This is a genomic window from Enterobacter cloacae complex sp. IR5403 (assembly GCF_049238705.1).
Classification (GTDB): Bacteria; Pseudomonadota; Gammaproteobacteria; order Enterobacterales; family Enterobacteriaceae; genus Enterobacter; species Enterobacter hormaechei_C.
Genome location: NZ_JBMKHP010000008.1, coordinates 98,822 through 125,758, shown reverse-complemented (window position 1 = coordinate 125,758; position 26,937 = coordinate 98,822). Strand labels below are relative to the sequence as shown.

The following is a 26,937-nucleotide window of genomic DNA, read 5'->3' as shown; positions in this document are numbered from 1 at the left end:
TCATGGCAGATTACCAGGGCAAAAAAGTCGTTATCATCGGGTTGGGCCTCACCGGCCTCTCCTGCGTGGACTTTTTCCTTGCGCGTGGCGTGACGCCGCGCGTGATGGATACGCGCGTCTCTCCACCGGGTCTGGACAAGCTGCCGGAGCAGGTTGAACGCCACCTGGGTGGTCTGAATGATGAGTGGCTGCTGGCCGCCGATCTGATTGTTGCCAGCCCCGGTATGGCACTGGCGCATCCTTCCCTGAGCGCCGCCGCGGATGCAGGCGTTGAGATTGTCGGCGATATCGAACTGTTCTGCCGGGAGGCGCAGGCCCCGATCGTCGCCATTACCGGTTCAAACGGTAAAAGCACCGTCACCACGCTGGTGGGGGAAATGGCGAAGGCGGCGGGCAAAAATGTCGGCGTGGGCGGTAACATTGGTCTGCCCGCTTTGATGCTGCTTGATAAAGGGTGTGAGCTGTTCGTCCTTGAGCTTTCCAGCTTCCAGCTGGAAACCACTTCAAGCCTGCAAGCGGCGGCGGCGACGATCCTAAACGTCACCGAAGATCATATGGACAGATACCCGTTCGGCTTGCAGCAGTACCGTGCGGCCAAACTGCGCGTTTATGAAAATGCCAAAGTTTGCGTGGTGAATGCCGATGATGCACTCACCATGCCGGTGCGCGGCGCAGACGATCGCTGCATTAGCTTCGGTATTAATATGGGTGACTATCACCTTAACCGTCAGCAGGGCGAAACCTGGCTACGCGTGAAAGGTGAGAAGGTGCTGAACGTGAAAGAGATGATGCTCTCCGGCCAGCATAACTACACCAATGCCCTGGCGGCGCTGGCGCTGGCGGATGCCGTTGGCCTGCCGCGATCTTCAAGCCTGAAGGCGCTCACCACCTTTACCGGCCTGGCGCATCGCTTCCAGCTGGCGCTGGAGCACAACGGCGTACGCTGGATTAACGATTCCAAAGCGACCAACGTGGGGAGCACCGAGGCGGCACTGAACGGTCTGCACGTTGATGGCACGCTGCACCTGCTGCTGGGCGGCGACGGTAAATCGGCTGACTTCTCCTCGCTGAAGCAGTACCTCAACGGTGATAACGTGCGCCTGTATTGCTTTGGCCGCGATGGTAGCGAGCTGGCGGCGTTGCGTCCTGAGGTCGCCGAGCAAACCGAGACCATGGAGCAGGCGATGCGCCTCATCGCCCCACGCGTGAAGCCCGGCGATATGGTATTGCTCTCACCAGCCTGTGCCAGCCTCGATCAATTCAAGAGTTTCGAACAGCGGGGTGATGTCTTTACCCGCCTGGCGAAGGAGTTAGGCTGATGCGTTTATCTCTCCCTCGCCTGAAAATGCCGCGCCTGCCAGGATTTGGTATCCTGGTATGGCTGTTTACGGCGCTGAAAGGCTGGGTGATGGCTTCACGGGATAAAGATTCCGACAGCCTGATCATGTACGACCGCACGCTGTTCTGGCTCACGCTGGGGCTGGCGGCGATCGGCTTTATTATGGTCACCTCGGCGTCAATGCCTGTCGGACAGCGTCTGGCAAACGACCCGTTCCTGTTTGCCAAGCGTGACGGGCTGTACATCATTCTCGCGTTCTGCCTGGCAATGATCACCTTACGCCTGCCGATGTCGTTCTGGCAGCGGCACAGTACGGCCATGCTCATCGCCTCAATCATCATGCTGTTGATCGTGCTGGTCGTCGGGAGCTCCGTTAACGGGGCATCACGCTGGATTGCCTTTGGCCCACTGCGTATTCAGCCGGCGGAGTTCACCAAACTGTCGTTGTTCTGCTACCTGGCTAACTACCTGGTGCGTAAAGTTGACGAAGTTCGTAACAACCTTCGCGGCTTCTTAAAACCGATGGGCGTGATTCTGGTCCTCGCGATCCTGCTGCTGGCGCAGCCCGACCTCGGTACGGTAGTCGTACTGTTTGTCACTACGCTGGCGATGCTGTTCCTGGCGGGCGCAAAACTGTGGCAGTTCATTGCCATCATCGGGATGGGGATTTCGGCGGTGGTGCTGCTGATCCTCGCCGAACCCTACCGTATCCGCCGTGTGACCTCGTTCTGGAACCCATGGGAAGATCCGTTCGGCAGCGGTTACCAGCTGACGCAGTCGCTGATGGCGTTTGGCCGCGGCGAAGTCTGGGGTCAAGGCCTGGGCAACTCGGTGCAAAAACTGGAGTATTTACCGGAGGCGCACACCGACTTCATCTTCTCCATTATTGGGGAAGAACTGGGTTATATCGGTGTGGTATTGGCGCTATTAATGGTATTCTTCGTCGCTTTCCGCGCCATGTCGATTGGCCGGAAAGCGCTGGAGATCGATCACCGCTTCTCCGGTTTCCTGGCCTGCTCAATTGGTATCTGGTTTAGCTTCCAGGCGCTGGTAAACGTTGGGGCGGCAGCGGGTATGCTGCCGACCAAAGGTCTGACGTTGCCGTTGATCAGTTATGGTGGTTCGAGTCTGTTGATCATGTCGACGGCCATCATGTTTTTGTTACGCATAGATTATGAAACGCGTCTGGAGAAAGCTCAGGCGTTTACACGAGGTTCACGATGAATCAACCGAAGCGGTTAATGGTGATGGCAGGCGGGACCGGCGGACACGTGTTCCCGGGACTGGCGGTTGCGCACCATTTAATGGAACAGGGCTGGCAGGTACGCTGGCTGGGAACCGCAGACCGCATGGAAGCCGACCTGGTACCTAAACACGGTATCGAGATCGACTTTATTCGTATTTCTGGCCTTCGTGGCAAAGGGATCAAGGCGCTGCTGCTGGCGCCGGTGCGCATTTTCAATGCCTGGCGTCAGGCGCGCGCCATTATGAAGCGTTTTAAGCCTGACGTCGTTCTGGGCATGGGCGGTTACGTTTCCGGTCCTGGCGGACTGGCGGCGTGGTCACTGGGCATCCCCGTTGTTCTGCATGAGCAGAACGGTATTGCCGGGTTGACCAACAAATGGCTGGCAAAAATCGCCACCAAAGTTATGCAGGCCTTCCCCGGGGCATTCCCGAAAGCGGATGTCGTAGGGAATCCGGTACGTGTGGACGTGCTGGCGCTGCCGCTGCCAGGTACGCGTCTGGCGGGTCGCGAAGGGCCGGTGCGCGTGCTGGTCGTCGGCGGTTCCCAGGGCGCACGTATTTTAAACCAGACGATGCCGCAGGTTGCGGCAAAACTGGGTGATTCGGTGACCATCTGGCACCAGAGCGGGAAGGGCGCTCAGCAGACCGTTGAGCAGGCCTACGCGCAGGAAGGTCAGCCGCAGCATAAAGTGACTGAATTTATTGATGATATGGCCGCAGCCTATGCCTGGGCCGATGTCGTGGTCTGTCGCTCGGGCGCGCTGACGGTGAGCGAAATCGCCGCCGCCGGTTTGCCGGCGCTGTTTGTGCCGTTCCAGCACAAAGACCGACAGCAGTACTGGAATGCGCTGCCGCTTGAGAAAGCGGGGGCCGCGAAGATTTTTGAGCAGCCACAATTTACCGCTGATGCGGTCGCCACTACCCTGGCGGGCTGGAACCGGGATGTATTACTGGAGATGGCGCAACGCGCACGCGCGACCGCTATCCCGGATGCAACGGAACGGGTGGCAAAAGAAGTGAGCCTGGCAGCCCAGGCATAATTCTCGCAGCGCGTGTTGCGCTGCACGATTTTTTTGAAGTAGTCGATGGCGTTTAGAGAATGAATACACAACAACTGGCAAAACTGCGTTCTATCGTGCCCGAGATGCGTCGCGTCCGGCACATTCACTTTGTCGGCATCGGTGGTGCTGGCATGGGCGGTATTGCCGAAGTGTTAGCTAACGAAGGCTATCAGATCAGCGGGTCTGACCTGGCGCCAAACCCTGTTACGCAGCAGCTGGCGTCGCTGGGGGCGACTATCTATTTCAATCATCGCCCGGAAAACGTGAGCGATGCGAGCGTGGTTGTGGTGTCCAGCGCTATCTCCGCAGATAACCCGGAAATCGTTGCGGCGCATGAGGCGCGCATTCCGGTGATCCGTCGCGCGGAAATGCTGGCGGAACTGATGCGTTTCCGTCACGGCATTGCGGTGGCCGGTACGCACGGTAAAACCACCACAACAGCGATGGTCTCCAGCATTTATGCGGAAGCGGGTCTCGACCCGACGTTCGTTAACGGTGGTCTGGTGAAAGCCGCTGGCGTGCATGCGCGTCTGGGCCACAGCCGTTATCTGATTGCGGAAGCGGATGAGAGCGATGCGTCGTTCCTGCATCTACAGCCGATGGTGGCGATCGTCACCAACATCGAAGCTGACCATATGGACACTTACCAGGGCGACTTCGAGAACTTAAAGCAGACCTTTATTAACTTCCTGCACAACCTGCCGTTCTATGGCCGTGCGGTGATGTGCGTGGACGATCCGGTTATTCGCGAACTGCTGCCGCGCGTCGGGCGTCAAATTACGACCTACGGCTTCAGCGAAGACGCGGATGTACGCGTAGAAGATTACAAGCAGATTGGTGCGCAGGGGCATTTCACCCTGGCGCGTCAGGATAAAGACCTGCTGCATGTCACCCTGAACGCGCCGGGACGTCACAACGCCCTGAATGCGGCGGCGGCGGTGGCTGTAGCGACAGAAGAAGGCATTGACGATGAGGCGATCCTGCGCGCACTGGAGAGCTTCCAGGGGACGGGTCGTCGCTTCGACTTCCTCGGTGAATTCCCACTGGAGCCGGTAAACGGTAAGCCAGGGTCAGCGATGCTGGTGGACGACTACGGTCACCATCCGACGGAAGTGGACGCAACCATTAAAGCGGCACGCGCGGGTTGGCCGGAAAAGAATCTGGTCATGATTTTCCAGCCGCACCGTTACACGCGTACCCGCGATCTGTATGACGATTTTGCCAACGTCCTTTCGCAGGTCGATACCCTGCTGATGCTGGATGTGTATGCTGCGGGTGAAACGCCGATTCCGGGTGCGGACAGTCGTTCTTTATGTCGTACCATCCGTGGACGCGGTAAAGTGGATCCTATTCTGGTTCCCGACCCGGCGCAGGTAGCTGAGATGCTTGCCCCGGTCCTGACGGGTAACGATCTGATCCTGATTCAGGGCGCGGGAAATATCGGCAAAATCGCCCGTACCTTAGCTGAAATCAAACTGAAGCCGCAAACTCAGGAGGACGAGCGTCATGGCTGATAAGATTGCTGTCCTGTTTGGCGGCACTTCCGCCGAACGCGAGGTTTCTCTGAATTCGGGCGCTGCCGTGCTGGCAGGCCTGCGTGAAGGCGGCGTGGACGCGCATCCGGTTGATCCGAAAGAGGTGGACGTCACGCAGCTGAAAGCGATGGGCTTCGATAAAGCCTTTATCGCGTTGCACGGTCGCGGCGGTGAAGACGGCACGTTGCAGGGGCTGCTGGAGCTGATCGGCATGCCATACACCGGCAGCGGCGTGATGGCATCCGCCATCTCCATGGATAAACTGCGCAGCAAACTGCTGTGGCAGGGGGCGGGTCTGCCCGTTGCGCCATGGGTTGCACTGACGCGTCGTGAATATGAATTGGGCCTGTCGGACAGCGTTAATACACGCATTGCGGCACTGGGCTTACCGGTTATTGTTAAGCCGAGCCGTGAAGGGTCGAGCGTGGGAATGTCCAAAGTCGATAATGCTGTAGATTTGGCTGACGCTTTAGCACTGGCATTTCAACATGATGAAGAAGTTCTGATTGAAAAATGGCTTAGCGGGCCGGAATTTACCGTCGCGATGCTTGGCGAAGAAATTTTACCGTCAATTCGCATCCAACCCGCCGGAGTCTTCTATGATTATGAGGCGAAGTATCTCTCTGATGAGACGCAATATTTCTGCCCAGCGGGTCTTGAAGCAGAGCGTGAAGCCGAATTACAGTCTCTGGTGCTTAAAGCCTGGAATGTTCTGGGATGTCGTGGCTGGGGACGCATTGACGTGATGCTTGACGGTGACGGGCAATTTTATCTGCTGGAAGCAAACACGTCTCCGGGTATGACCAGCCATAGTCTTGTGCCGATGGCGGCGCGTCAGGCGGGAATGAGCTTCTCGCAATTAGTCGTACGTATTCTGGACCAGGCGGGCTGATATGTCTCAGGCTGCATTGAACACGCGCAACCGCGATGACGAAGAAGAATATTCCTCTTCGCGCCGGAGTAATGGAACGCGTCTTGCAGGGATCATCTTCCTGCTCGGGGTGCTGTGCACCGTGTTTATCAGCGGCTGGATGGTGCTGGGCTGGATGGAAGACGCGCAGCGGTTGCCGCTGTCGAAGCTGGTGGTGACCGGGGAGCGACACTACACGCGTAACGATGACATTCGCCAGTCGATTCTGGCGCTTGGGTCGCCTGGCACCTTTATGACGCAGGACGTCAACATTATTCAGAGTCAGATTGAACGTCTGCCGTGGATAAAACAGGCGAGTGTCAGAAAGCAATGGCCTGATGAATTGAAGATTCATCTGGTTGAATATGTGCCGATTGCGCGTTGGAATGATCAGCATATGGTTGACGTAGACGGAAATTCGTTCAGCGTCCCGAGCGATCGTGTCAACAAGCAGAATTTACCGATGTTGTATGGCCCGGAAGGCAGCGAAAACGAAGTATTGCAGGGTTTTCGTGAGATGGGGCAGGTGCTGGCTAAGAATCGCTTTACGTTAAAAGATGCTGCGATGACGGCGCGCCGTTCCTGGCAGTTGACCTTAACGAATGGCATTAAGCTCAATCTTGGCCGCGGCGACACAATGAAACGTCTGGCGCGTTTTGTAGAACTTTACCCGGTTTTACAGCAGCAGGCGCAGACGGATGGCAAACGGATAAGCTACGTTGATTTGCGCTATGACTCAGGCGCAGCAGTCGGTTGGGAGCCGGCTCCGGTCGAGGAACCTAATCAGCAACAAAATCAGGCACAGGTACAGGCAGAACAACAATGATCAAGTCGACGGACAGAAAATTGGTAGTAGGACTGGAGATTGGCACCGCGAAGGTTGCCGCTTTGGTAGGGGAAGTTCTGCCCGACGGTATGGTCAATATCATTGGCGTGGGCAGCTGCCCCTCCCGTGGTATGGATAAAGGTGGGGTAAACGACCTTGAGTCGGTGGTGAAATGCGTTCAGCGCGCCATCGACCAGGCTGAATTGATGGCAGATTGCCAGATTTCCTCTGTCTATCTGGCCCTGTCTGGTAAGCACATCAGCTGCCAGAATGAAATCGGTATGGTGCCGATTTCCGAAGAAGAAGTGACGCAGGAAGACGTTGAGAACGTTGTCCACACGGCGAAATCCGTGCGTGTTCGCGACGAGCACCGTGTGCTGCATGTGATCCCGCAGGAATACGCGATCGATTACCAGGAAGGCATCAAGAATCCGGTCGGTCTGTCGGGCGTGCGTATGCAGGCAAAAGTGCACCTGATCACATGTCACAACGATATGGCGAAGAACATTGTAAAAGCCGTTGAACGTTGTGGCCTGAAAGTTGACCAACTTATTTTCGCCGGTCTTGCCGCGAGCTATTCCGTGCTGACCGAAGACGAACGTGAACTGGGCGTCTGTGTGGTCGATATTGGTGGTGGTACAATGGACATGGCTGTCTATACCGGCGGTGCGTTACGCCACACCAAAGTAATCCCGTACGCCGGGAATGTGGTAACCAGCGATATCGCTTACGCCTTTGGTACGCCACCGAGCGATGCAGAGGCGATTAAAGTGCGCCATGGTTGCGCGCTGGGCTCTATCGTCGGCAAAGACGAGAGCGTTGAAGTGCCGAGCGTAGGCGGGCGACCGCCGCGCAGCCTGCAACGCCAGACGCTGGCAGAGGTGATTGAGCCGCGTTATACCGAGCTGCTCAACCTGGTCAACGAAGAGATTTTGCAGTTACAGGAACAGCTTCGCCAGCAGGGTGTGAAACATCATCTCGCGGCGGGGATTGTATTAACCGGCGGGGCAGCGCAAATTGAAGGTCTTGCGGCCTGCGCTCAGCGCGTGTTCCATACGCAGGTGCGTATTGGTGCGCCGCTGAATATCACCGGTTTAACGGATTATGCTCAGGAGCCGTACTATTCAACGGCGGTGGGCCTGCTGCACTACGGGAAAGAGTCCCATTTAAGTGGTGAGGCAGAGGTGGAAAAACGCGTCTCGGTGGGGTCGTGGGTCAAACGACTTAACACCTGGCTGCGAAAAGAATTTTAATTTTTTTAAGAGACCGGAGAGAATTAGCGGTCTCGGGCGACAGGCACAACGGAGAGAGAGATTATGTTTGAACCTATGGAATTAACCAACGACGCGGTGATTAAAGTCATCGGCGTCGGTGGCGGCGGCGGCAACGCCGTAGAGCACATGGTGCGCGAGCGCATCGAAGGTGTTGAATTCTTCGCGGTGAACACCGATGCGCAGGCGCTGCGTAAAACGGCTGTTGGCCAGACGATTCAGATCGGTGGTGGCATCACCAAAGGTCTGGGAGCAGGGGCTAACCCGGAAGTGGGCCGCAACGCGGCTGAAGAAGATCGTGAAGCGCTGCGCGCTGCACTGGACGGTGCAGACATGGTCTTCATCGCAGCGGGTATGGGCGGCGGTACAGGTACCGGTGCAGCACCCGTTGTGGCGGAAGTCGCTAAAGATTTAGGTATTCTGACCGTTGCTGTCGTGACTAAACCCTTCAACTTTGAAGGTAAGAAGCGTATGGCTTTCGCGGAGCAGGGTATCACCGAGCTGTCCAAGCACGTGGACTCTCTGATTACCATCCCGAACGACAAGCTGCTGAAAGTGCTGGGTCGCGGTATCTCTCTGCTGGACGCTTTTGGCGCGGCAAACGACGTGCTGAAAGGCGCGGTTCAGGGTATCGCTGAACTGATTACCCGTCCTGGCCTGATGAACGTTGACTTTGCAGACGTTCGCACCGTGATGTCCGAGATGGGCTACGCGATGATGGGCTCTGGCGTGGCGAGCGGTGAAGACCGCGCGGAAGAAGCCGCTGAAATGGCGATCTCTTCTCCGCTGCTGGAAGATATCGATCTGTCTGGCGCGCGCGGCGTGCTGGTCAACATTACCGCTGGCTTTGATCTGCGTCTGGATGAGTTCGAAACCGTGGGTAACACCATCCGTGCATTCGCCTCTGACAACGCGACCGTCGTTATCGGTACGTCCCTTGACCCGGAAATGAACGACGAACTGCGTGTGACCGTTGTGGCCACCGGTATCGGTATGGACAAGCGTCCTGAGATCACCCTGGTAACCAACAAACAGACTCAGCAGCCGGTGATGGATCGTTACCAGCAGCACGGTATGGCGCCTCTGACTCAGGAGCAAAAACCCGCTGCGAAAGTGGTGAACGACTCGACTCCACAAACGGCAAAAGAGCCAGATTATCTGGATATCCCGGCGTTCCTGCGTAAGCAAGCTGACTAAGAATTGGCTGGAATTTGGGGATTTGCGCTCTTTGTGCTAAACTGGCCCACCGTTAGTGATATACACTCTCGGTTGGATAGTTAATTTGGCGAGATTATACGATGATCAAACAAAGGACACTTAAACGTATCGTTCAGGCGACGGGTGTCGGTTTACATACCGGCAAGAAAGTCACACTGACGTTACGCCCTGCGCCGGCCAATACCGGGGTCATCTATCGTCGCACCGACTTGAATCCACCGGTAGATTTTCCGGCCGATGCCAAATCTGTGCGTGATACTATGCTCTGTACTTGTCTGGTGAACGAGCATGACGTGCGGATTTCTACCGTAGAGCACCTGAACGCCGCCCTGGCCGGTCTGGGTATCGACAACATTATGGTTGAAGTCGATGCGCCAGAAATCCCGATCATGGACGGGAGTGCTGCTCCGTTCGTTTATTTGTTGCTGGATGCCGGCATCGAAGAACTGAACTGCGCGAAGAAATTTGTTCGCATTAAAGAGACCGTTCGCGTCGAAGATGGCGACAAATGGGCTGAATTCAAACCGTACAATGGTTTCTCGTTGGACTTCACCATCGATTTTAACCATCCGGCGATTGACTCCAGCACCCAGCGCTATGCGATGAACTTCTCTGCGGATGCGTTCATGCGTCAGATCAGCCGAGCACGTACCTTCGGCTTTATGCGTGATATCGAATATCTGCAATCCCGCGGCCTGTGCCTGGGCGGCAGCTTCGATTGTGCCATCGTTGTTGACGATTATCGCGTACTGAACGAAGACGGCCTGCGTTTTGAAGATGAATTTGTTCGTCACAAAATGCTGGACGCGATCGGCGACCTCTTCATGTGTGGTCACAACATCATTGGTGCCTTTACCGCGTTTAAATCCGGTCATGCACTGAACAACAAACTGTTGCAGGCCGTCCTGGCAAAACAGGAAGCCTGGGAATATGTGACCTTCGAAGACGAAGCTGAACTGCCGCTGGCGTTCAAAGCCCCGACTATGGTCCTGGCGTAACGGTTAAAGCCGTTTCGTAAGAAAAGCGACTGGTTCACCTGGTACTCTCTCCGACCAGGGAAGCCAGTCGTTTTTATTTCTGCCCTTCTTTAATTTGTCCCTCTCACCCCTGGCCTGTGTCGGGTGCCGAATAACGGTGTGTTCGCTGCATTATTGACCGTTTTTACCTGCTGCAAGGTGTCATTCCTGCTGCCGTGTATTGGCTTTAGTGGTAATATCTGGGCGCTAAAAAAGAATAACTGAACTCAGCCTGCACTGGCGGGCGAACGTGGTGGAGCAAGTGAGCGGAATACTGACGCGCTGGCGACAATTTGGCAGACGTTACTTCTGGCCGCATCTCTTATTAGGGATGGTCGCGGCGAGTCTCGGCTTGCCTGCGCTCAGCAACAGCGCAGACGCGGCGACGCCAGCACGTTCCACGACGACCAAACACGATCTCACCACACGGGTTAACTTCACTAATCTCGCATGGCTTGAAGCCAGCCGTCGTCCCAATTTCTACGTTGATTACTGGCAGCAGCACGCGATTCGCACGGTTATCCGCCATCTGTCGTTCGCGATGGCGCCGCAGACGATGCCTGTTGCGGAGGAAACGCTGCCGGTTCAGGCTCAGCATCTTGCCCTGCTCGATACGCTTAATGCGCTTCTGACGCAGGACAACCAGCCGCCAGTGACCGTAAATCAGACGGCGCAAACGGATTTTGTTTCCCCTGCATCCTTCTCTGTTTCGACATGGATTAGCCAGGTTCACGGCATCCGTGCCGGGCCTCAACGCCTCAGCTAAATTAACCTTTTTCAATACCTTAATTTATCTGCCCGACTGGGGCGTTTGAGAATTTATTATGCTAATCAAATTGTTAACCAAAGTTTTTGGTAGTCGTAACGATCGTACCCTGCGCCGCATGCGCAAAGCTGTGAACGTCATCAACGGTATGGAACCGGCGATGGAAAAGCTCACTGATGATGAGCTGAAAGCGAAAACCGCGGAGTTCCGTGCGCGTCTGGAGAAAGGTGAAACCTTAGAAAGCCTGATCCCGGAAGCCTTCGCCGTTGTACGTGAGGCCAGTAAACGCGTGTTCGGCATGCGTCACTTCGACGTGCAGCTGCTGGGCGGGATGGTGCTCAACGAGCGCTGCATCGCGGAAATGCGTACCGGTGAAGGTAAAACCCTGACTGCAACGCTGCCGGCTTACCTGAATGCGCTGACGGGTAAGGGCGTTCACGTTGTTACCGTCAACGACTATCTGGCGCAGCGCGACGCCGAAAACAACCGTCCGCTGTTCGAATTCCTCGGCATGACCGTGGGCATTAACATGTCCGGCCTGCCGGCACCTGCCAAGCGTGAAGCGTATAACGCGGATATCACCTACGGCACCAACAACGAATACGGCTTCGACTACCTGCGTGACAACATGGCGTTCAGCCCGGAAGAGCGTGTCCAGCGTAAGCTGCACTATGCGCTGGTGGATGAGGTTGACTCCATTCTGATCGATGAAGCGCGTACCCCGCTGATCATCTCCGGCCCGGCTGAAGACAGCTCCGAGATGTACCGTAAAGTTGACAAAATCATTCCTCACCTGCTGCGTCAGGAGAAAGAAGACTCCGATACCTTCCAGGGTGAAGGTCACTTCTCCGTGGATGAAAAAGCGCGTCAGGTCAACCTGACCGAACGCGGCCTGGTGAAAATCGAAGAGCTGCTGGTGGCTGAAGGCATTATGGAAGAGGGCGAGTCTCTGTACTCCCCGAGCAACATCATGCTGATGCACCACGTAACGGCTGCACTGCGCGCGCACGCCCTGTTCACCCGCGACGTCGACTACATCGTTAAAGACGGCGAAGTCATCATCGTCGATGAACACACCGGCCGTACCATGCAGGGACGTCGCTGGTCCGATGGCCTGCACCAGGCCGTGGAAGCGAAAGAAGGCGTGGATATTCAAAATGAAAACCAGACGCTGGCATCCATCACCTTCCAGAACTACTTCCGTCTGTACGAGAAGCTGGCGGGGATGACCGGTACCGCCGATACCGAAGCGTTTGAGTTCAGCTCCATCTATAAGCTTGATACCGTGGTAGTACCTACCAACCGTCCGATGATCCGTAAGGATATGCCGGACCTGGTATACATGACCGAAGCGGAAAAAATTCAGGCGATCATCGAAGATATTCGCGAACGTACCGCGAAGGGCCAGCCGGTACTGGTGGGGACTATCTCCATCGAGAAATCCGAAGTGGTTTCTAACGAGCTGACCAAAGCAGGCATCAAACACAACGTTCTGAACGCCAAGTTCCACGCCAAAGAAGCCGATATCGTTGCGCAGGCAGGTTACCCGGCTGCCGTAACCATCGCCACCAACATGGCGGGTCGTGGTACCGATATTATGCTCGGCGGTAGCTGGCAGGCCGAAGTGGCGGAGCTGGAAAACCCAACCCCAGAGCAAATCGCGCAGATCAAAGCCGACTGGCAGGTGCGTCACGACGCGGTGCTGGCATCCGGTGGTCTGCACATCATTGGTACCGAGCGTCATGAATCTCGTCGTATCGATAACCAGCTGCGCGGTCGTGCGGGCCGTCAGGGTGATGCCGGTTCTTCCCGCTTCTATCTGTCTATGGAAGATGCGCTGATGCGTATTTTCGCCTCTGACCGTGTGTCCGGCATGATGCGTAAACTGGGCATGAAACCTGGCGAAGCGATCGAGCACCCGTGGGTTACCAAAGCGATTGCCAACGCCCAGCGTAAAGTGGAAAGCCGCAACTTCGATATTCGTAAGCAGCTGCTGGAATATGATGACGTTGCCAACGACCAGCGTCGTGCGATCTACACCCAACGTAACGAACTGCTGGACGTGTCCGACGTGAGCGAAACCATCAACAGCATTCGCGAAGATGTGTTCAAGGCCACTATCGACGCGCACATTCCGCCGCAGTCTCTGGAAGAGATGTGGGATATCGAAGGTTTGCAGGAACGTCTGAAAAACGACTTCGATCTCGAACTGCCAATCAAAGAGTGGCTGGACAAAGAGCCTGAGCTGCACGAAGAGACCCTGCGCGAGCGTATCTACGAAACCGCGCTGGAGGTCTACAAGCGTAAGGAAGAAGTGGTTGGCGCAGAGATGATGCGTCACTTCGAGAAAGGCGTAATGTTGCAGACCCTGGACTCCCTGTGGAAAGAGCACCTGGCGGCAATGGACTACCTGCGTCAGGGTATCCACCTGCGTGGTTATGCGCAGAAAGATCCTAAGCAGGAGTACAAGCGTGAATCCTTCTCCATGTTTGCCGCCATGCTGGAGTCGCTGAAGTATGAAGTCATCAGCACCCTGAGCAAAGTTCAGGTGCGTATGCCGGAAGAAGTGGAAGCGATGGAGCAGCAGCGTCGTGAAGAAGCTGAGCGTCTGGCACAGATGCAGCAGCTGAGCCATCAGACCGATGAAAGCGAAGCCGCAGCGGCAATCGCAGCGCAGACGGGCGATCGTAAAGTCGGTCGTAACGATCCGTGCCCATGCGGTTCCGGCAAAAAATACAAGGCGTGCCACGGCCGTCTGAGCTAAGAACATAACAAACTGAAAAGGCGCAGATATCTGCGCCTTTTTTATGGAAGTGACATGATGAAAACACTGCAAATTGCTGTCGGGATCATTCGCAACCCGCAAAATCAGATCTTTATAACCCAACGCGCCGCCGATGCGCATATGGCCAACAAATGGGAATTCCCCGGCGGGAAAATCGAATCAGGTGAAACGCCGGAACAGGCGCTGGTGCGTGAGCTTCAGGAAGAGGTGGGGATCACCCCGATTGGCGCAACGCTGTTCGATAAGCTGGAGTACCAGTTTCCGGATCGTCATATAACGCTGTGGTTCTGGCTGGTGGAAAGCTGGGAAGGTGAACCGTGGGGTAAAGAGGGGCAACCGGGGGGCTGGGTTACGCTTCACGCGAGTGATGCCGAAAAATTTCCTCCGGCAAATGCGCCCGTCATATCCCGGCTAACGGGCAACCTGTAGGCCTGCTAAGCGAAGCGCCAGCAGGCTTCAAAGGTTACTGCTGGTTTTCGCTCCAGTCATCGCTATCCGAGAGATCGCCTTCGCTCGGAATGCGCTTCTCTTCCGCCGCCCATTCACCCAGGTCTATAAGCTGACAGCGCTTACAGCAGAATGGGCGAAATGGACTCACTTCTCCCCAGACGACAGTTTTCCCACAGGTTGGGCAGTTTACGGTGGTTACGTCAGACATTGGCACTCCTTAACAACAGGCCAGTTCAAAATCGAGGCGTTCCGGCACGGTGCCATGTTCACTGTCCAGCGGCATAAAGCGGATCGCGAAACGGCTTTTATGTCCGGAAATTTGCGGGTAAAGCTGCTCGCCAAGAGACAGATTCAGGCGCAGAAGATCGGCATCGTCGCCGTTATCCTGATAGAAACCGTTGAGACTGGTTTGTTTGCGGAACGGGGCCGAGTTACGCACAAGATCGAGGATCAGCGATAACGTCTGATTCATCGGCTCCAGGCTGCCCAGCCAGCTGTTCACCTGGCGATCGCGCTGTTCCTGCGGCATGTGCAGCCACATATGCAGCGTCGGCAGGTCAAAACTACAGCACCCGCCCGGTATGCTCAGGCGCTGGCGCACCAGCGCAATCAGACGATCCTCTCGTAAAAACTGGCCAACGCGCGGCGCGGCCATCAGCGTCGTGCTGCTGTTTTTCAGCTGCTGGCGTAAAGCGTCAATTCGACTTTGATCCACGCCCGGTACTTCGGCCCAGGCCTGTAATTTTCGCTGCTGGCGCTCCAGCTCTTTCAACAGCTCAGTGCGGACGTCGCCGCGTTCAATCACATCAAGCAGATCGCCCACGTTGCGGAAAAAATGCAGCGCGGTGGCGTGATCGTTGACAGGCAGATGTTGTGAAAGCTGTTGAATAAGAAATTCTATGCGTAGCCAGGTACGCATTTTTTCGTTAAGCGGGTGCTCAAAAAGGATATGAGTCGACATTATGGTTTTTCCTGTGCAACGGCCTGCGCGGCGAAGGTCAGATACTGCGCGTGCAGACGAGCAACATCCGATGCAATGGCATCTTGTGCGCCGTTATTATCAATAACATCATCCGCAACGGCGAGGCGCGCTTCGCGCGTGGCCTGTGCGGCAAGAATTTGTTCAGCATGCTCGCGTGAAACATGGTCACGCGCCATGGTTCTCTGGATTTGCGTTTCGCGGGAAACGTCAATCACCAGCGTTCTGTCTGCTTTATGCTGAAGCTGATTTTCCACCAGTAACGGGACTACCCACAACACATAGGGCGAACGGGCTGCGGCAATCTGACGCTGTGTTTCCTGGTGGATAATGGGGTGGAGCAGGGCATTAAGCCAGGCTTTTTCCGAAGAATCAGAAAATATGCACTCACGCAGCTGCCGACGATTCAGGGTGCCGTCAGCCTGTATCACACGGCGACCAAAATGCGCTTCGATGGCGTTTAAGGCGGGTGTATTGGGTTCTACCACCTGACGGGCAATGATATCGGCGTCGATAATCGTGATGCCGAGACGAGCAAACGCGTGCGCAACGGTGCTTTTACCACTACCGATGCCGCCGGTTAATGCGACGATATACCCCATTAAATCAGATCCTGGGAATTATTCAGTTTTAAAATCAGTTGCTTAAAATTCAAACTTACAACAGCCAATGTTTAGCTCTCTTTACCCGCTTTTTACCAGGTAAATTTATAGGATTGTAGCGTAAAAAAAGAGAATTTCGCAGTCTTGCGGAGCAGGTATTAGTGCGTATGATAGCGTCACTGGAGTTGTGCTTTTAATATATTTGCCTCTAACCCCAGGAATCCGCACATGCGTATCGAAGAAGATCTGAAGTTAGGTTTCAAAGACGTTCTTATCCGCCCTAAACGCTCTACACTGAAAAGTCGCTCAGACGTTGAACTCGAACGTCAATTCACCTTTAAGCATTCCGGTCAGACATGGTCTGGCGTGCCGATTATCGCGGCCAACATGGACACCGTCGGGACCTTTGAGATGGCGACCGCACTGGCGCAATTCGACATCCTTACTGCGGTACACAAACATTACAGCGCTGAAGAGTGGGATGCGTTTGTCGCCTCCGCCTCGGCTGACGTGGTGAAGCATGTGATGGTCTCGACCGGTACTTCTGATGCAGATTTCGAGAAAACCAAACAGATCCTGAACGCCAATCCGGCGCTGAATTTTGTCTGCATTGACGTGGCAAATGGTTATTCCGAGCATTTCGTCCAGTTCGTCAGCAAGGCGCGTGAAGCCTGGCCAACCAAAACCATCATCGCGGGCAACGTGGTGACCGGTGAAATGTGTGAAGAGCTGATCCTCTCCGGGGCCGACATTGTGAAAGTGGGCATTGGTCCGGGGTCCGTTTGCACCACGCGCGTGAAAACCGGTGTGGGTTATCCGCAGCTGTCTGCGGTCATTGAATGCGCTGACGCTGCGCACGGTCTGGGCGGCCAGATCATCAGCGACGGTGGCTGCACCATGCCAGGCGATGTCGCGAAAGCCTTCGGCGGCGGCGCGGACTTCGTGATGCTCGGCGGCATGCTGGCAGGCCACGAAGAGAGCGGCGGTACCGTGGTGGAAGAGAACGGCGAGAAATTCATGCTGTTCTACGGAATGAGCTCTGAATCCGCGATGACCCGTCACGTGGGCGGTGTCGCGAAATACCGTGCGGCGGAAGGCAAAACCGTTAAGCTGCCACTGCGTGGTCCGGTCGAAAACACGGCGCGCGATATCCTCGGCGGTCTGCGTTCTGCCTGCACCTACGTTGGTGCTTCCCGCCTGAAAGAGCTGACGAAACGCACGACGTTTATCCGCGTTCAGGAGCAGGAAAACCGCGTATTCAATAGCCTCTGACGGCTACGGCTGGCGCGCGTCCGTGCGCCAGCGTTACCCCGCGCTCATTGCATCCCCCAGATGGAAAATCGGCAGATACATTGCCACCACCAGCGTACCGATAATCAGACCCGTCACGACCAGTAGCAAAGGCTCAAGAAGCGCCGCCAGATTGTCTGCCTGCTGAAATGTCTGTTCCGTATGGTGGCGGGCCAGATTCATCAGCATGACATCCAGTGAACCCGACACTTCTCCGGTGCGAATGAGCTGAATACACAGTGGCGTAAAAACAGAGGCCTTCTGGAAGCAGGACCACACGGGCGTCCCCTGTTCGATATCGCTGCGTATCTCACGGATTTTCTCCTGCCAGTAGCCCCTCTCAACGGTCTCTTCCACACTCTCCAGTCCTTGTAAAAAGGCAATTCCGGCCTGCTGGGTTAATGACAGCACGGTAAAAATCTGCCCCAGTTTTTGCCCGCGCGTCAGCGTGCCCATCACCGGTACGTGTAACAAGACATACTGCCAGCGTGGATGCCGCCGCAGCTTACAGGCGATGACAACCATTGCCACGAGCAGGGTCAAAAGGGTGAGGATATGCGCCTGAACCAGGGCCGCCAGCCCCATGACTGCCTGCGTGAGCAAAGGGAGCGGGGTGTTGAACGTTTTGTAGATTGCAGCAAACTCAGGCAACACCAGCGTGACCATCGCCAGCACCACGAAAACGGCCAGCGTCAGGATGATCAGCGGATAGCGCAGCGCTTTCTTCACCTTCGCACTGAGCTGCTGCTGGGATTTTTGTTGCTGCGCAAGCTGACGGCAGCAGGCTTCGAGCTTACCCGTCAGCTCACCCGTCTTCACCATTGAGACATAAAGAGGGCTAAACACCTCTGGCCATTTCTTCATGGCCTCTGACAGGGCGCAACCTTCGCTCAGGTCATCCGCAAGACTATGCAGCAGCGCCTGCCAGTGCTGCAAAGGATGCTGTTCCGCCAGCATGTGCAGGCTTTGGGACAGCGTGAGTCCGGCCTGTAGCAGCGTGGCGAGCTGGCGAAAAATATCGTAGCAGTGCTGCACCTGCCATCGGTGGCGCTGCTGGCAGCGTTTCAGCGCCAGCGGGTGCAGCTGTTTAAGCACCAGAGCCGTGTAAGCTGCGTTACGGTCGATGGCCCAGAGGGTGCCGGTTTGCACCTCCCCCTCGGTGGTCAGGGCACGCCAGCGCCAGAGTGAATTAGCAGCCATCGGGCATTCCCAGGACGCGCAACAGCTCTTCGAGCGTGGTCAGCCCTTGCTCTACGGCCATGCAGCCATGCTCAAACAAAGAGGTCATTCCCGCCTGACGAGCGCTGGACCCAATCACCTCCGTGCTTGCTCCGCTGGCGATGGCCTGCCGCAGCGTGTCGTCGATGACGAGCACTTCAAAAATGGCTACGCGACCATAAAAACCGTGGTAGCAGCGATCGCAGCCGGTGGGTTGCCAGCGAGGAAGCGGCCGGGGCCACAGCGTGCGGGGTAATTCGGTGTGGCGGCTGGCTTCCTGTCGGCAGTGCGGGCATAAACGGCGCACCAGCCGCTGGGCAATGACCATTGAGAGTGCCGAAGAGATCATCCAGCGCGCGACGCCCATCTGTTGCAACCGTACCAGCGTTTCAGTCGTCGAGTTAGTATGCAGGGTGGACAGCACCAGATGTCCGGTTTGCGCCGCCTTAATGGCAATTTCTGCCGTTTCGCCGTCACGAATTTCACCCACCATAATGATGTCAGGATCCTGCCTGAGCAGGGCGCGCAGCACGCTCTGGAAGGTCAGCCCCGCGCGCGGATTAATCTGCGTCTGGTTTAAGCCTGCAAGCGGGATTTCAACGGGATCTTCCACGCTGCAAATATTAACGTCAGGGGTATTTCGCGCCTGTAACGCGCTGTACAGCGTCACCGTTTTCCCGCTACCGGTCGGGCCGGTGACCAGAATCAACCCCTGCGGGCTGTTAAGCGCCGCGGCAAAACGGGCCTGCTGGTCTGCGCTCATCCCTAGCTGTTCAAGCTCCAGCGCCTGCTGTACCTGGTGAAGCAGACGAAGTACGATTTTTTCTCCACCGCTACAGGGAAGGGTTGCGATACGAAAAGAGACGGGGACGCTTGTCAGCTCCACCGTAAACTGACCGTCCTGCGGCAGGCGGCGCTCCGCAATATCCAGCTGGCCCAGCACCTTCAGGCGTGCGGCAAGCGTCGTTCCGAGGGCGGTGGAAATCGGCGGTTGCGGGTAGAGAACACCGTCGATTCGCAAACGGATTTGGTAGCCGTGCTCCGTCGGTTCAATATGGATGTCAGAAGCCCGCTGGTTCACTGCCTGCTGCAACGTTGTACTGAGCACGTCAGCGGCTGAGTTTGGCGCTATGCCCGGCAGGTGTGATGATGAGAGGGACTGAAGCCGTTTTTCCATCCGTTCGGCCGTCCAGCACTCAATATCAATACGTTTCTGCGTGGCGAAGCGTAACGCTTCCATCAGCTCAGAGGCAGGATTACCCACTACCGCAATGCTGATCATGTCGGTGTCGCTTGCGAGTAGCAGTGCGTGATGGCGCTGACAGAGCGTCATAAGCTGTTCGGTATTCATTGTCCACTCCTGTCAGTTGTTATCGAAGCGGAAAACATCTTCACAGGCTTGTCTGAGCGCCGTGTCGGACGCAATTTTGCAGTCACGCGTCCAGCCCGTCATACCGTTACCGTCGCTCCATATCGGTGTCATGAGCACTTCAAGTCCGTTAAGGCTTTCCTGCCCTGTTAACGATACGACCCCCTTCGCCACGCTCATCGCTGAAACGTAACGTGTGGTTGTCGGGGAGGGGATGCCATTAGTGCCTGCGTCGCAGCTATCCACACCACCACGATCCAGGGCGCAAAGCTCAATGGCGGTGCGGTAGGGGATGAACGCTTGCAGCATATCGGTGAGCGCGGCTTTTCGTAGGTAGTTCTGATAGGCCGGGACGCCAATCGCGCTCAGGATGGCAATAATGCCAATGACCACCATTAGCTCAATCAGGGTAAATCCTTGTTGTCTGTTCATGTCTGCTCCTTACGTTAAGTGGCGCTACTGTGGCAGTCCCAGCATGCAGAAACGAGGGGCAAAAGCGTGAACGTGAAGGGGCTTTCAGGGAAATGATTCAGTGTTGCAGAGAAGGACAGCGTAACTGCGAGCGGTTTCGTATTTCCCCTCTCCGGGCGAAGAGGGGAAGATAATTTATTTGAAGCGCATCGAGAGGTCGAGGGCGCGGACGTGCTTGGTCAGGGCGCCAACGGAGATGTAATCGACGCCGGTTTCAGCAAATTCGCGGATGGTGTCGAACGTCACGTTGCCGGACACCTCAAGCTGCGCCTGGCCGTTTGTGCGTTTGACCGCTTCACGCATCTGCTCCGTGTCGAAGTTATCGAGCATGATGATGTCAGCCCCCGCTTTAATGGCCTCGTCCAGCTCCTCCAGCGTTTCCACTTCCACTTCGACCGGCACATCCGGATGCAGCCAGAAGGCTTTTTCCACGGCCTGACGCACCGAGCCAGAGGCAATAATGTGGTTCTCTTTGATCAGGAAGGCATCGGAGAGCCCCAGACGATGGTTGGCGCCGCCACCGCAGAGTACCGCGTATTTCAGCGCGGTGCGCAGGCCCGGCAGGGTTTTACGGGTATCCAGCAGCTGCGTGCGGGTGCCTGCCAGCAGGTCAACGTAGCGGCGTACTTCACTGGCAACGCCAGAGAGCGTTTGCACAAAATTGAGCGCGGTACGTTCGCCGGTCAGCAAGACGCGGGACGGGCCGTCCAGCTCGAACAGTGGCTGATTCGCCGTGACCGCATCACCGTCTTCAACGTGCCATGTTACCTGCACCTCGTCGCCTGCCAGCTGGGTAAAGACCTCCTCAACCCAGCGTTTGCCGCAGAAAACCCCCGCTTCGCGGGTGATGATCACCGCATGCGAGCGTGTCTCTTTTGGCAACAATTGGGCGGTAATATCGTTATCGGCGCTGACGTCGCCACCGAGATCTTCTCTCAGGGCATGGGCAACGCTTGCCGGGATATCACTATTAATACGTTCCAGAAGCGCGTCACGTCGGTGGTCGGGGTTATAGCGGCGAGGCGGCATGATAAAACTCCAAATTGGTAACGAATCATAATATTGAAACATGCTACTCTGAACCGAGTAACAGCACCATAGATAAGGAGTTCCAGCATGTTGTTAGAAAACGGATGGCTGGTGGACGCGCGGCATGTACCGTCGCCGCACCACGACTGCCGCCCGGAGGATGAAAAGCCCACACTGCTGGTGGTTCATAATATTAGTCTCCCGCCGGGTGAGTTTGGCGGTCCGTGGATCGATGCGTTATTCACTGGAACGATAGATCCCGATGCCCACCCCTTCTTTGCTGAGATTGCGAATCTGCGCGTATCGGCGCACTGTCTGATCCGTCGTGATGGCGAAGTGGTTCAGTATGTTCCTTTTGATAAGCGTGCCTGGCATGCCGGCGTGTCGATGTATCAGGGGCGCGAGCGGTGCAATGATTTCTCCATTGGAATTGAACTGGAAGGAACGGACACCACGCCTTACACCGATGCGCAATATGAGAAACTGGTTGCTGTAACGCAAACGTTAATCGGGCGCTATCCCGCCATTGCAGACAATATTACAGGGCACAGCGACATCGCCCCTGAAAGAAAACCCGACCCCGGCCCGGCGTTTGACTGGTCCCGGTTTCACGCCATGCTTACCACATCGTCAGATAAGGAGATAACATGACGTTGTTTACCATGCTGCTGGTTATGATCGCTGAACGCCTGTTTAAGCTCGGCGAGCACTGGCATCTGGATCATCGGCTGGAGGTGTTATTCCGCCGCATCAGGCATTTTTCCATGCTGCGCACGCTGCTGATGGCGGCAGGCGTGATGGCGATTACGTTCCTGTTGCTGCGCTCGCTTTACGGCCTCTTTTTCAACGTGCCGCTGCTGGTGGTGTGGATCCTGCTCGGCGTGCTGTGTATTGGCGCGGGCAAGGTGCGTTTGCACTATCACGCGTATCTGAAAGCCGCTTCCCGGGATGATGCCCACGCGCGTGGCGCGATGGCGAGCGAGCTGACGATGATCCATGGCGTACCGCCGGACTGCGATGAACGCGAGTTTCTGCGGGAGCTGCAAAACGCGCTGCTGTGGATCAACTTCCGTTACTACCTGGCGCCGCTGTTCTGGTTTGTGGTGGGCGGTCCGTGGGGGCCAGTACTGCTGATGGGGTACGCGTTCCTGCGCGCCTGGCAGACTTGGCTTGCCCGCTATCTTACGCCGCATGAACGTCTACAGTCCGGCATTGATGCCATCCTGCACGTGCTCGACTGGCTTCCGGTGCGTCTGGTAGGCGTGGTCTATGCCCTCATCGGTCACGGTGAAAAGGCGTTGCCCGCGTGGTTTGTCTCCCTTGCAGACCGCCATACCTCGCAGTATCAGGTTTTAACCCGACTTGCACAGTTCTCGCTGGCGCGTGAGCCGCACACGGATAAAGTCGCAACGCCAAAAGCTGCCGTCTCGATGGCAAAGAAAACGTCGTTTGTGGTGGTGGTGATTGTGGCGCTGCTGACGATTTACGGCACGCTGGTTTAAGCCAGCGCGCCGAAGCCGTTATAGCGTATCTGCGGGCGGGATGCCGAAATCAGGCATCCCGTTTTCGTTCCAGCGGATGAGTTTCAGGCGAGTATGGCGATTGGGATCGTAAAGCGGATCGCCTTCAATTTCAGTGTAGTTTCGCGCGTGGTAGACCAGCACATCTTCGCCTTCCGGCGTCTGCGTAAAGCTGTTATGGCCTGGCCCATACTGACGGTTTTCGTAGCTGGTGACGAACACCGGGCGCGGGGATTTATGCCAGTTAGCCGGGTTTTGCGGATCGGCATTCAGGTCTGCCCACAGTAATCCCATGCAGTAGTTCTCGTCGGTGGCGCTGGCGGAATAGCTGATAAACAGCTTATCGCCATGGAACAGCACCGCCGGGCCTTCGTTGACCCAGAACCCACGACACTCCCAGTCATATTCCGGTTTACTGAGCATCACCGGCTCGCCTTTCAGCGTCCACGGATTTTCCATTTCACACAGGTAAAGATTGGAGTTACCGGAAATATCCGGGGCTTTTTGCGCCCACAGATACCAGCGTTTACCCTGATGAACAAAGGTGGTGGCATCCAGTGCGAAGGTGTCAAACGGGGTTTTGATTTGCCCTTTTTCCACCCACGTACCGGTGAGCGGATCGCCGTCAGCGCATTCAATGGCAAACATGCGATGCTGGAACATCCCGAGCTGATCGAGCGCCTGGGTATGCGTGGCGGCAAAATAGATGTACCACCTGCCGTCGATATGATGCAGTTCCGGTGCCCAGATCAGCTGGCTCATTGGGCCGGTGTCGGGCTTGCGCCAGACAACCACCTCTTCGGCATCGCGTAAACCTTCCAGCGAGTGCGCGCGGCGGATCGCCAGCCGATCGTATTCCGGCACGGAGGCGATAAAGTAATATTGCCCATCGTGACGCAGGATATACGGGTCGGCGCGTTGTTCAATAAACGGGTTTGGCCAGGTTTGCATTCGGCTTTCCTTATTTAGTCTCAGCGGCTTTGAGTTCCTGATAATCGTTTAGCTCGCGATAGTTGGTGCGACGCTTTTCCAGATCGGACTGGATCTGCTTCATGGTCTCACGGTCCACTTTCAGCAGACGTACTACGCCCGCGGTAATTAAGTATCCAATGCCGGGAATGACGGTAAACAGCAGCACGATGCCGTTAATGGCGTCCGCGCTCTGCGCTTTTGCGCCCGCGTCGTAGCCGTACCAGGAGAGCAGGAAGCCGACCATTGCCCCGGCAATCGCCAGACCCAGTTTCAGGAAGAAGATGTTGCCGGAGAAGCTGATCCCGGTGATGCGTTTCCCGGTTTTCCATTCACCGTAGTCGTCCACGTCGGCCATCAGGGACCAGTGCAGCGGGGATGGGATCTGGTGCAGGATGTTCAGCAGGACGTAGAGCACGACAATGGTTGTCGTCGCTTTCGGGTCGAAGAAGTAGAAGACGCAGGAGAAAATCGCCAGCACGATGTTGGTCCAGAAGAAGACCTTCAGCTTACACCAGCGGTCGGTCAGCACTTTCGCCAGCATACTGCCGAACATCATGCCGACCACGCCCAGGCTGATAAACAGCGTGGCGAAATGGGTGCTTTGCCCCATGACCCAGGTAACGTAATACATGGTGGCCGCCATGCGGATAAAGCCAGGACAGACGTTGCACAGGGTTAACAGCAGGATCCGCACCCACTGGTCGTTCTTCCACACGTCTTTCAGGTCGTTTTTCAGTTCGTCATGGGTTTGCACCGCCGGACGTACGCGCTCGCGCACCGTGGCGAAGCAGAACAGGAACATGCAGGTACCAATCAGCGCCAGCACGGTCATCGCCATCTGGTAGCCTTTGGCTTTGTTATCCCCACCGAACCAGTCGGCCATCGGCAGGAGCGTTAGCGACAGCAGCAGCGTGGCGATACCAACCATAACAAAACGGTAGGACTGGCAGGCAACGCGCTCTTTCGGGTCGTTGGTGATCACGCCGCCGAGCGAGCAGTACGGAATGTTGATGGCGGTATAGGTCAGCGACAGCAGGAAGTAGGTGACAAAGGCATAGATAACTTTGCTGTTATAGCTCCACTCCGGCGTGGTGAACATCAGAATGCTGAACAGCGCATAGGGGAAGGCAATCCACAGTAGCCATGGACGAAACCGGCCATATTTGCTGCGGGTACGGTCGGCAATCGCGCCCATGATCGGGTCCGTTACGGCATCAATGACGCGTACGGACAGGAGTAAAACGCCAACCAGTGCAGGAGCCAGACCAAAAATATCCGTATAAAAATAGTTAACAAATAACATGATGGCGCCAAAGATAATGTTGCATCCGGCGTCACCCATGCCATAGCCGATCTTTTCTTTTACTGACAGTTTGTTGTTATTCATCGACAGCTCTCCGGGTTTCGGTATGGAGAGAATTATTCGCTGGCAAACGAATATATGCGTTGCAATATAAAGGCGGTGATATGGAGGATTTTGCTGTTGGCGCGAATTTGTGAGGAAGGTAACAAGACGCTGTACCCGCAACCGCGAGTACAGCGAGAAAACACTTAGTGCGCTTTCACCGTTTTGGCATTTTTCTGTTTCACCATATAACCCACGCCGAGGATCGCAATCCAGACCGGGATCAGGTAGACGGAAATCGCCATGCCTGGGGTGATGAGCATGATGACCAGCACAGCCGCCATGAACAGCAGGCAAACCCAGTTCCCCAGCGGATAGAGCAGGGCAGGGAAGCGCGTGGTTACGCCCTGCTGCTGCTTGGCACGGCGGAACTTGATATGCGCGAGGCTAATCATCGCCCAGTTAATCACCAGAGCGGAAACCACCAGCGCCATCAGCAGGCCGAAGGCAGATTCCGGTGCCAGGTAGTTAATCAGAACGCACAGCGCCGTCACGACCGCCGACACGATGATGGTATTAACCGGTACGCCACGCTTATCAACGGTAAGCAGCGCTTTCGGTGCGTTGCCCTGTTGCGCCAGGCCGAACAGCATACGGCTGTTGCAGTAAACGCAGCTGTTATAAACGGAGAGCGCGGCGGTCAGCACCACGACGTTGAGCGCGTTCGCCACGAAGGTGTCGCCCAGCTCGTGGAAGATAAGCACAAACGGGCTGGTATCCGCCGTCACGCGCGTCCATGGCAGCAGGGAGAGCAGGACCGCCAGGGAGCCCACATAGAAGATCAGAATACGGTAGATAACCTGGTTAGTGGCTTTCGGGATGCTCTGCTCCGGGTTGTCGGCTTCCGCGGCGGTGATACCCACCAGCTCCAGACCGCCGAAGGAGAACATAATGATCGCCATCATCATCACCAGGCCGGTCATGCCGTGAGGCAGGAACCCGCCTTGCTCCCAAAGGTTGCGCACGGTGGCCTGCGGGCCGCCGTTGCCGCTGAACAGCAGCCAGCCGCCGAAGATGATCATCGCTACAACGGCAATCACTTTGATGATGGCAAACCAGAACTCCATTTCACCGAACACTTTTACGTTGGTGAGGTTAATGGCGTTAATCAGGACGAAGAAGGCCGCAGCAGATGCCCAGGTGGGGATCTCCGGGTACCAGAACTGAATGTATTTCCCGACGGCGGTCAGCTCGGCCATGGCAACCAGAACGTACAGAACCCAGTAGTTCCAGCCGGAGGCGAAGCCTGCGAAGCTGCCCCAGTATTTATAGGCGAAGTGGCTGAATGAGCCTGCGACCGGCTCCTCAACAACCATTTCCCCTAACTGACGCATAATCAGAAACGCAATAAAACCCGCAATCGCGTACCCCAGAATAATGCCCGGACCGGCCGACTGGATAACCGATGCACTGCCCAGAAACAGGCCAGTACCAATAGCACCGCCCAGGGCGATGAGCTGAATATGGCGGTTTTTAAGGCCGCGCTTTAGCTGATCGCCATGCTGTTGAGCTTCCATTTGAAACCTCGTGTGTGGTTGTTATGTTCACGCTGTGCGTGTGTAATTATGAAAGTCCATATTCTGTATTTATTTCTTTACGGTTAACGATACCGAAAAAAGCGGAGATGGCTTCCGTTAGCGCAAGAATAGTGGTAAGCGCC

At 56.1% G+C, this 26,937-nt stretch carries 25 protein-coding genes; 15 read left to right on the top strand and 10 right to left on the bottom strand.

The window, feature by feature from the left end:
- The first annotated feature begins 2 nt into the window (after positions 1 to 2).
- The 12 genes from murD (at position 3) to mutT (ending at position 14,401) form a co-directional block, all read left to right on the top strand.
- Complete coding sequence (gene murD / locus ACOTW6_RS13530) at positions 3 to 1,319, top strand: UDP-N-acetylmuramoyl-L-alanine--D-glutamate ligase (RefSeq protein ID WP_121479297.1); 1,317 nt, start codon at positions 3 to 5, stop codon at positions 1,317 to 1,319.
- Positions 1,319 to 2,563, top strand: a complete 1,245-nt coding sequence (gene ftsW, locus ACOTW6_RS13525) for a cell division protein FtsW (RefSeq protein WP_006810115.1) — start codon at positions 1,319 to 1,321, stop codon at positions 2,561 to 2,563. Before murD ends, ftsW begins: the two co-directional genes overlap by 1 nt.
- Positions 2,560 to 3,624 (top strand): undecaprenyldiphospho-muramoylpentapeptide beta-N-acetylglucosaminyltransferase, encoded by a 1,065-nt coding sequence (gene murG, locus ACOTW6_RS13520; protein ID WP_062932359.1) that lies wholly within the window; start codon positions 2,560 to 2,562, stop codon positions 3,622 to 3,624. The genes ftsW and murG overlap by 4 nt, the downstream gene beginning before the upstream one ends.
- A gap of 59 nt (positions 3,625 to 3,683) precedes the next feature.
- The gene (gene murC / locus ACOTW6_RS13515) at positions 3,684 to 5,159 is read left to right on the top strand and encodes a UDP-N-acetylmuramate--L-alanine ligase (RefSeq protein WP_003856345.1); all 1,476 of its coding nucleotides are present in this window, start codon (positions 3,684 to 3,686) and stop codon (positions 5,157 to 5,159) included.
- Positions 5,152 to 6,072: a D-alanine--D-alanine ligase gene (locus ACOTW6_RS13510; protein WP_062932358.1), complete on the top strand. Its 921-nt coding sequence runs from the start codon at positions 5,152 to 5,154 to the stop codon at positions 6,070 to 6,072. The genes murC and ACOTW6_RS13510 overlap by 8 nt, the downstream gene beginning before the upstream one ends.
- A 1-nt stretch (position 6,073) precedes the next feature.
- Positions 6,074 to 6,916: a cell division protein FtsQ gene (gene ftsQ, locus ACOTW6_RS13505; protein ID WP_047051312.1), complete on the top strand. Its 843-nt coding sequence runs from the start codon at positions 6,074 to 6,076 to the stop codon at positions 6,914 to 6,916.
- Entirely contained in the window at positions 6,913 to 8,169 is a 1,257-nt protein-coding gene (gene ftsA / locus ACOTW6_RS13500; protein WP_003856340.1) for a cell division protein FtsA, read from the top strand. Before ftsQ ends, ftsA begins: the two co-directional genes overlap by 4 nt.
- Positions 8,170 to 8,232: 63 nt before the next feature.
- On the top strand, positions 8,233 to 9,384 hold the full coding sequence (gene ftsZ, locus ACOTW6_RS13495) for a cell division protein FtsZ (protein ID WP_062932356.1): 1,152 nt from the start codon (positions 8,233 to 8,235) through the stop codon (positions 9,382 to 9,384).
- Between the two features lie 101 nt (positions 9,385 to 9,485).
- Positions 9,486 to 10,403 carry a UDP-3-O-acyl-N-acetylglucosamine deacetylase gene (lpxC, locus tag ACOTW6_RS13490; protein WP_003856337.1) on the top strand — a complete coding sequence of 306 codons (918 nt, stop codon included), beginning with the start codon at positions 9,486 to 9,488 and terminating at the stop codon, positions 10,401 to 10,403.
- Between the two features lie 280 nt (positions 10,404 to 10,683).
- A complete protein-coding gene (secM, locus tag ACOTW6_RS13485; protein WP_213789050.1) occupies positions 10,684 to 11,187 on the top strand; it encodes a secA translation cis-regulator SecM in 504 nt (167 codons plus the stop codon).
- 58 nt (positions 11,188 to 11,245) lie between these two features.
- The gene (gene secA, locus ACOTW6_RS13480) at positions 11,246 to 13,951 is read left to right on the top strand and encodes a preprotein translocase subunit SecA (protein ID WP_090279759.1); all 2,706 of its coding nucleotides are present in this window, start codon (positions 11,246 to 11,248) and stop codon (positions 13,949 to 13,951) included.
- A gap of 57 nt (positions 13,952 to 14,008) precedes the next feature.
- Positions 14,009 to 14,401, top strand: a complete 393-nt coding sequence (gene mutT / locus ACOTW6_RS13475; protein ID WP_026094401.1) for an 8-oxo-dGTP diphosphatase MutT — start codon at positions 14,009 to 14,011, stop codon at positions 14,399 to 14,401.
- Positions 14,402 to 14,435: 34 nt separating this feature from the next.
- Here mutT and yacG read toward each other — a convergent pair whose 3' ends face one another.
- The 3 genes from yacG to coaE are packed head-to-tail and all read right to left on the bottom strand — an operon-like array spanning position 14,436 to position 16,003.
- The gene (gene yacG / locus ACOTW6_RS13470; RefSeq protein ID WP_003856332.1) at positions 14,436 to 14,630 is read right to left on the bottom strand and encodes a DNA gyrase inhibitor YacG; all 195 of its coding nucleotides are present in this window, start codon (positions 14,628 to 14,630) and stop codon (positions 14,436 to 14,438) included.
- A 9-nt stretch (positions 14,631 to 14,639) separates the two neighbouring features.
- Positions 14,640 to 15,383, bottom strand: a complete 744-nt coding sequence (gene zapD, locus ACOTW6_RS13465) for a cell division protein ZapD (RefSeq protein ID WP_015572676.1) — start codon at positions 15,381 to 15,383, stop codon at positions 14,640 to 14,642.
- A complete protein-coding gene (gene coaE, locus ACOTW6_RS13460; RefSeq protein WP_121479295.1) occupies positions 15,383 to 16,003 on the bottom strand; it encodes a dephospho-CoA kinase in 621 nt (206 codons plus the stop codon). Before coaE ends, zapD begins: the two co-directional genes overlap by 1 nt.
- Positions 16,004 to 16,231: 228 nt before the next feature.
- On the opposite strand from coaE, the gene ACOTW6_RS13455 reads away from it, so the two are divergent.
- A complete protein-coding gene (locus ACOTW6_RS13455) occupies positions 16,232 to 17,275 on the top strand; it encodes a GMP reductase (protein ID WP_017383777.1) in 1,044 nt (347 codons plus the stop codon).
- 33 nt (positions 17,276 to 17,308) lie between these two features.
- Here the strand turns inward: ACOTW6_RS13455 and hofC are convergent, their stop codons facing one another.
- The 4 genes from hofC to nadC all read right to left on the bottom strand — a co-directional run bounded on the left by hofC (position 17,309) and on the right by nadC (position 21,380).
- The gene (gene hofC, locus ACOTW6_RS13450) at positions 17,309 to 18,493 is read right to left on the bottom strand and encodes a protein transport protein HofC (RefSeq protein ID WP_121479294.1); all 1,185 of its coding nucleotides are present in this window, start codon (positions 18,491 to 18,493) and stop codon (positions 17,309 to 17,311) included.
- Complete coding sequence (gene gspE, locus ACOTW6_RS13445) at positions 18,483 to 19,862, bottom strand: type II secretion system protein GspE (protein ID WP_121479293.1); 1,380 nt, start codon at positions 19,860 to 19,862, stop codon at positions 18,483 to 18,485. The genes hofC and gspE overlap by 11 nt, the downstream gene beginning before the upstream one ends.
- Positions 19,863 to 19,874: 12 nt before the next feature.
- A complete protein-coding gene (gene ppdD, locus ACOTW6_RS13440) occupies positions 19,875 to 20,312 on the bottom strand; it encodes a prepilin peptidase-dependent pilin (RefSeq protein ID WP_121479292.1) in 438 nt (145 codons plus the stop codon).
- Positions 20,313 to 20,486: 174 nt separating this feature from the next.
- Positions 20,487 to 21,380, bottom strand: a complete 894-nt coding sequence (nadC, locus tag ACOTW6_RS13435) for a carboxylating nicotinate-nucleotide diphosphorylase (RefSeq protein WP_048243506.1) — start codon at positions 21,378 to 21,380, stop codon at positions 20,487 to 20,489.
- 87 nt (positions 21,381 to 21,467) lie between these two features.
- Here nadC and ampD point away from each other — a divergent pair, with 87 nt between their 5' ends.
- Positions 21,468 to 22,031 carry a 1,6-anhydro-N-acetylmuramyl-L-alanine amidase AmpD gene (ampD, locus tag ACOTW6_RS13430; protein WP_421766260.1) on the top strand — a complete coding sequence of 188 codons (564 nt, stop codon included), beginning with the start codon at positions 21,468 to 21,470 and terminating at the stop codon, positions 22,029 to 22,031.
- A complete protein-coding gene (gene ampE / locus ACOTW6_RS13425; protein WP_003856320.1) occupies positions 22,028 to 22,882 on the top strand; it encodes a beta-lactamase regulator AmpE in 855 nt (284 codons plus the stop codon). The genes ampD and ampE overlap by 4 nt, the downstream gene beginning before the upstream one ends.
- A gap of 18 nt (positions 22,883 to 22,900) precedes the next feature.
- Here the strand turns inward: ampE and ACOTW6_RS13420 are convergent, their stop codons facing one another.
- The 3 genes from ACOTW6_RS13420 to aroP all read right to left on the bottom strand — a co-directional run bounded on the left by ACOTW6_RS13420 (position 22,901) and on the right by aroP (position 26,794).
- Positions 22,901 to 23,851, bottom strand: coding sequence for a family 43 glycosylhydrolase (locus ACOTW6_RS13420; protein ID WP_121479290.1), 951 nt, complete (start codon positions 23,849 to 23,851; stop codon positions 22,901 to 22,903).
- A 10-nt stretch (positions 23,852 to 23,861) separates the two neighbouring features.
- Positions 23,862 to 25,259 carry a glycoside-pentoside-hexuronide (GPH):cation symporter gene (locus tag ACOTW6_RS13415; protein WP_213789049.1) on the bottom strand — a complete coding sequence of 466 codons (1,398 nt, stop codon included), beginning with the start codon at positions 25,257 to 25,259 and terminating at the stop codon, positions 23,862 to 23,864.
- Positions 25,260 to 25,423: 164 nt separating this feature from the next.
- Entirely contained in the window at positions 25,424 to 26,794 is a 1,371-nt protein-coding gene (gene aroP / locus ACOTW6_RS13410) for an aromatic amino acid transporter AroP (RefSeq protein WP_003856317.1), read from the bottom strand.
- Positions 26,795 to 26,937: the final 143 nt, after the last annotated feature.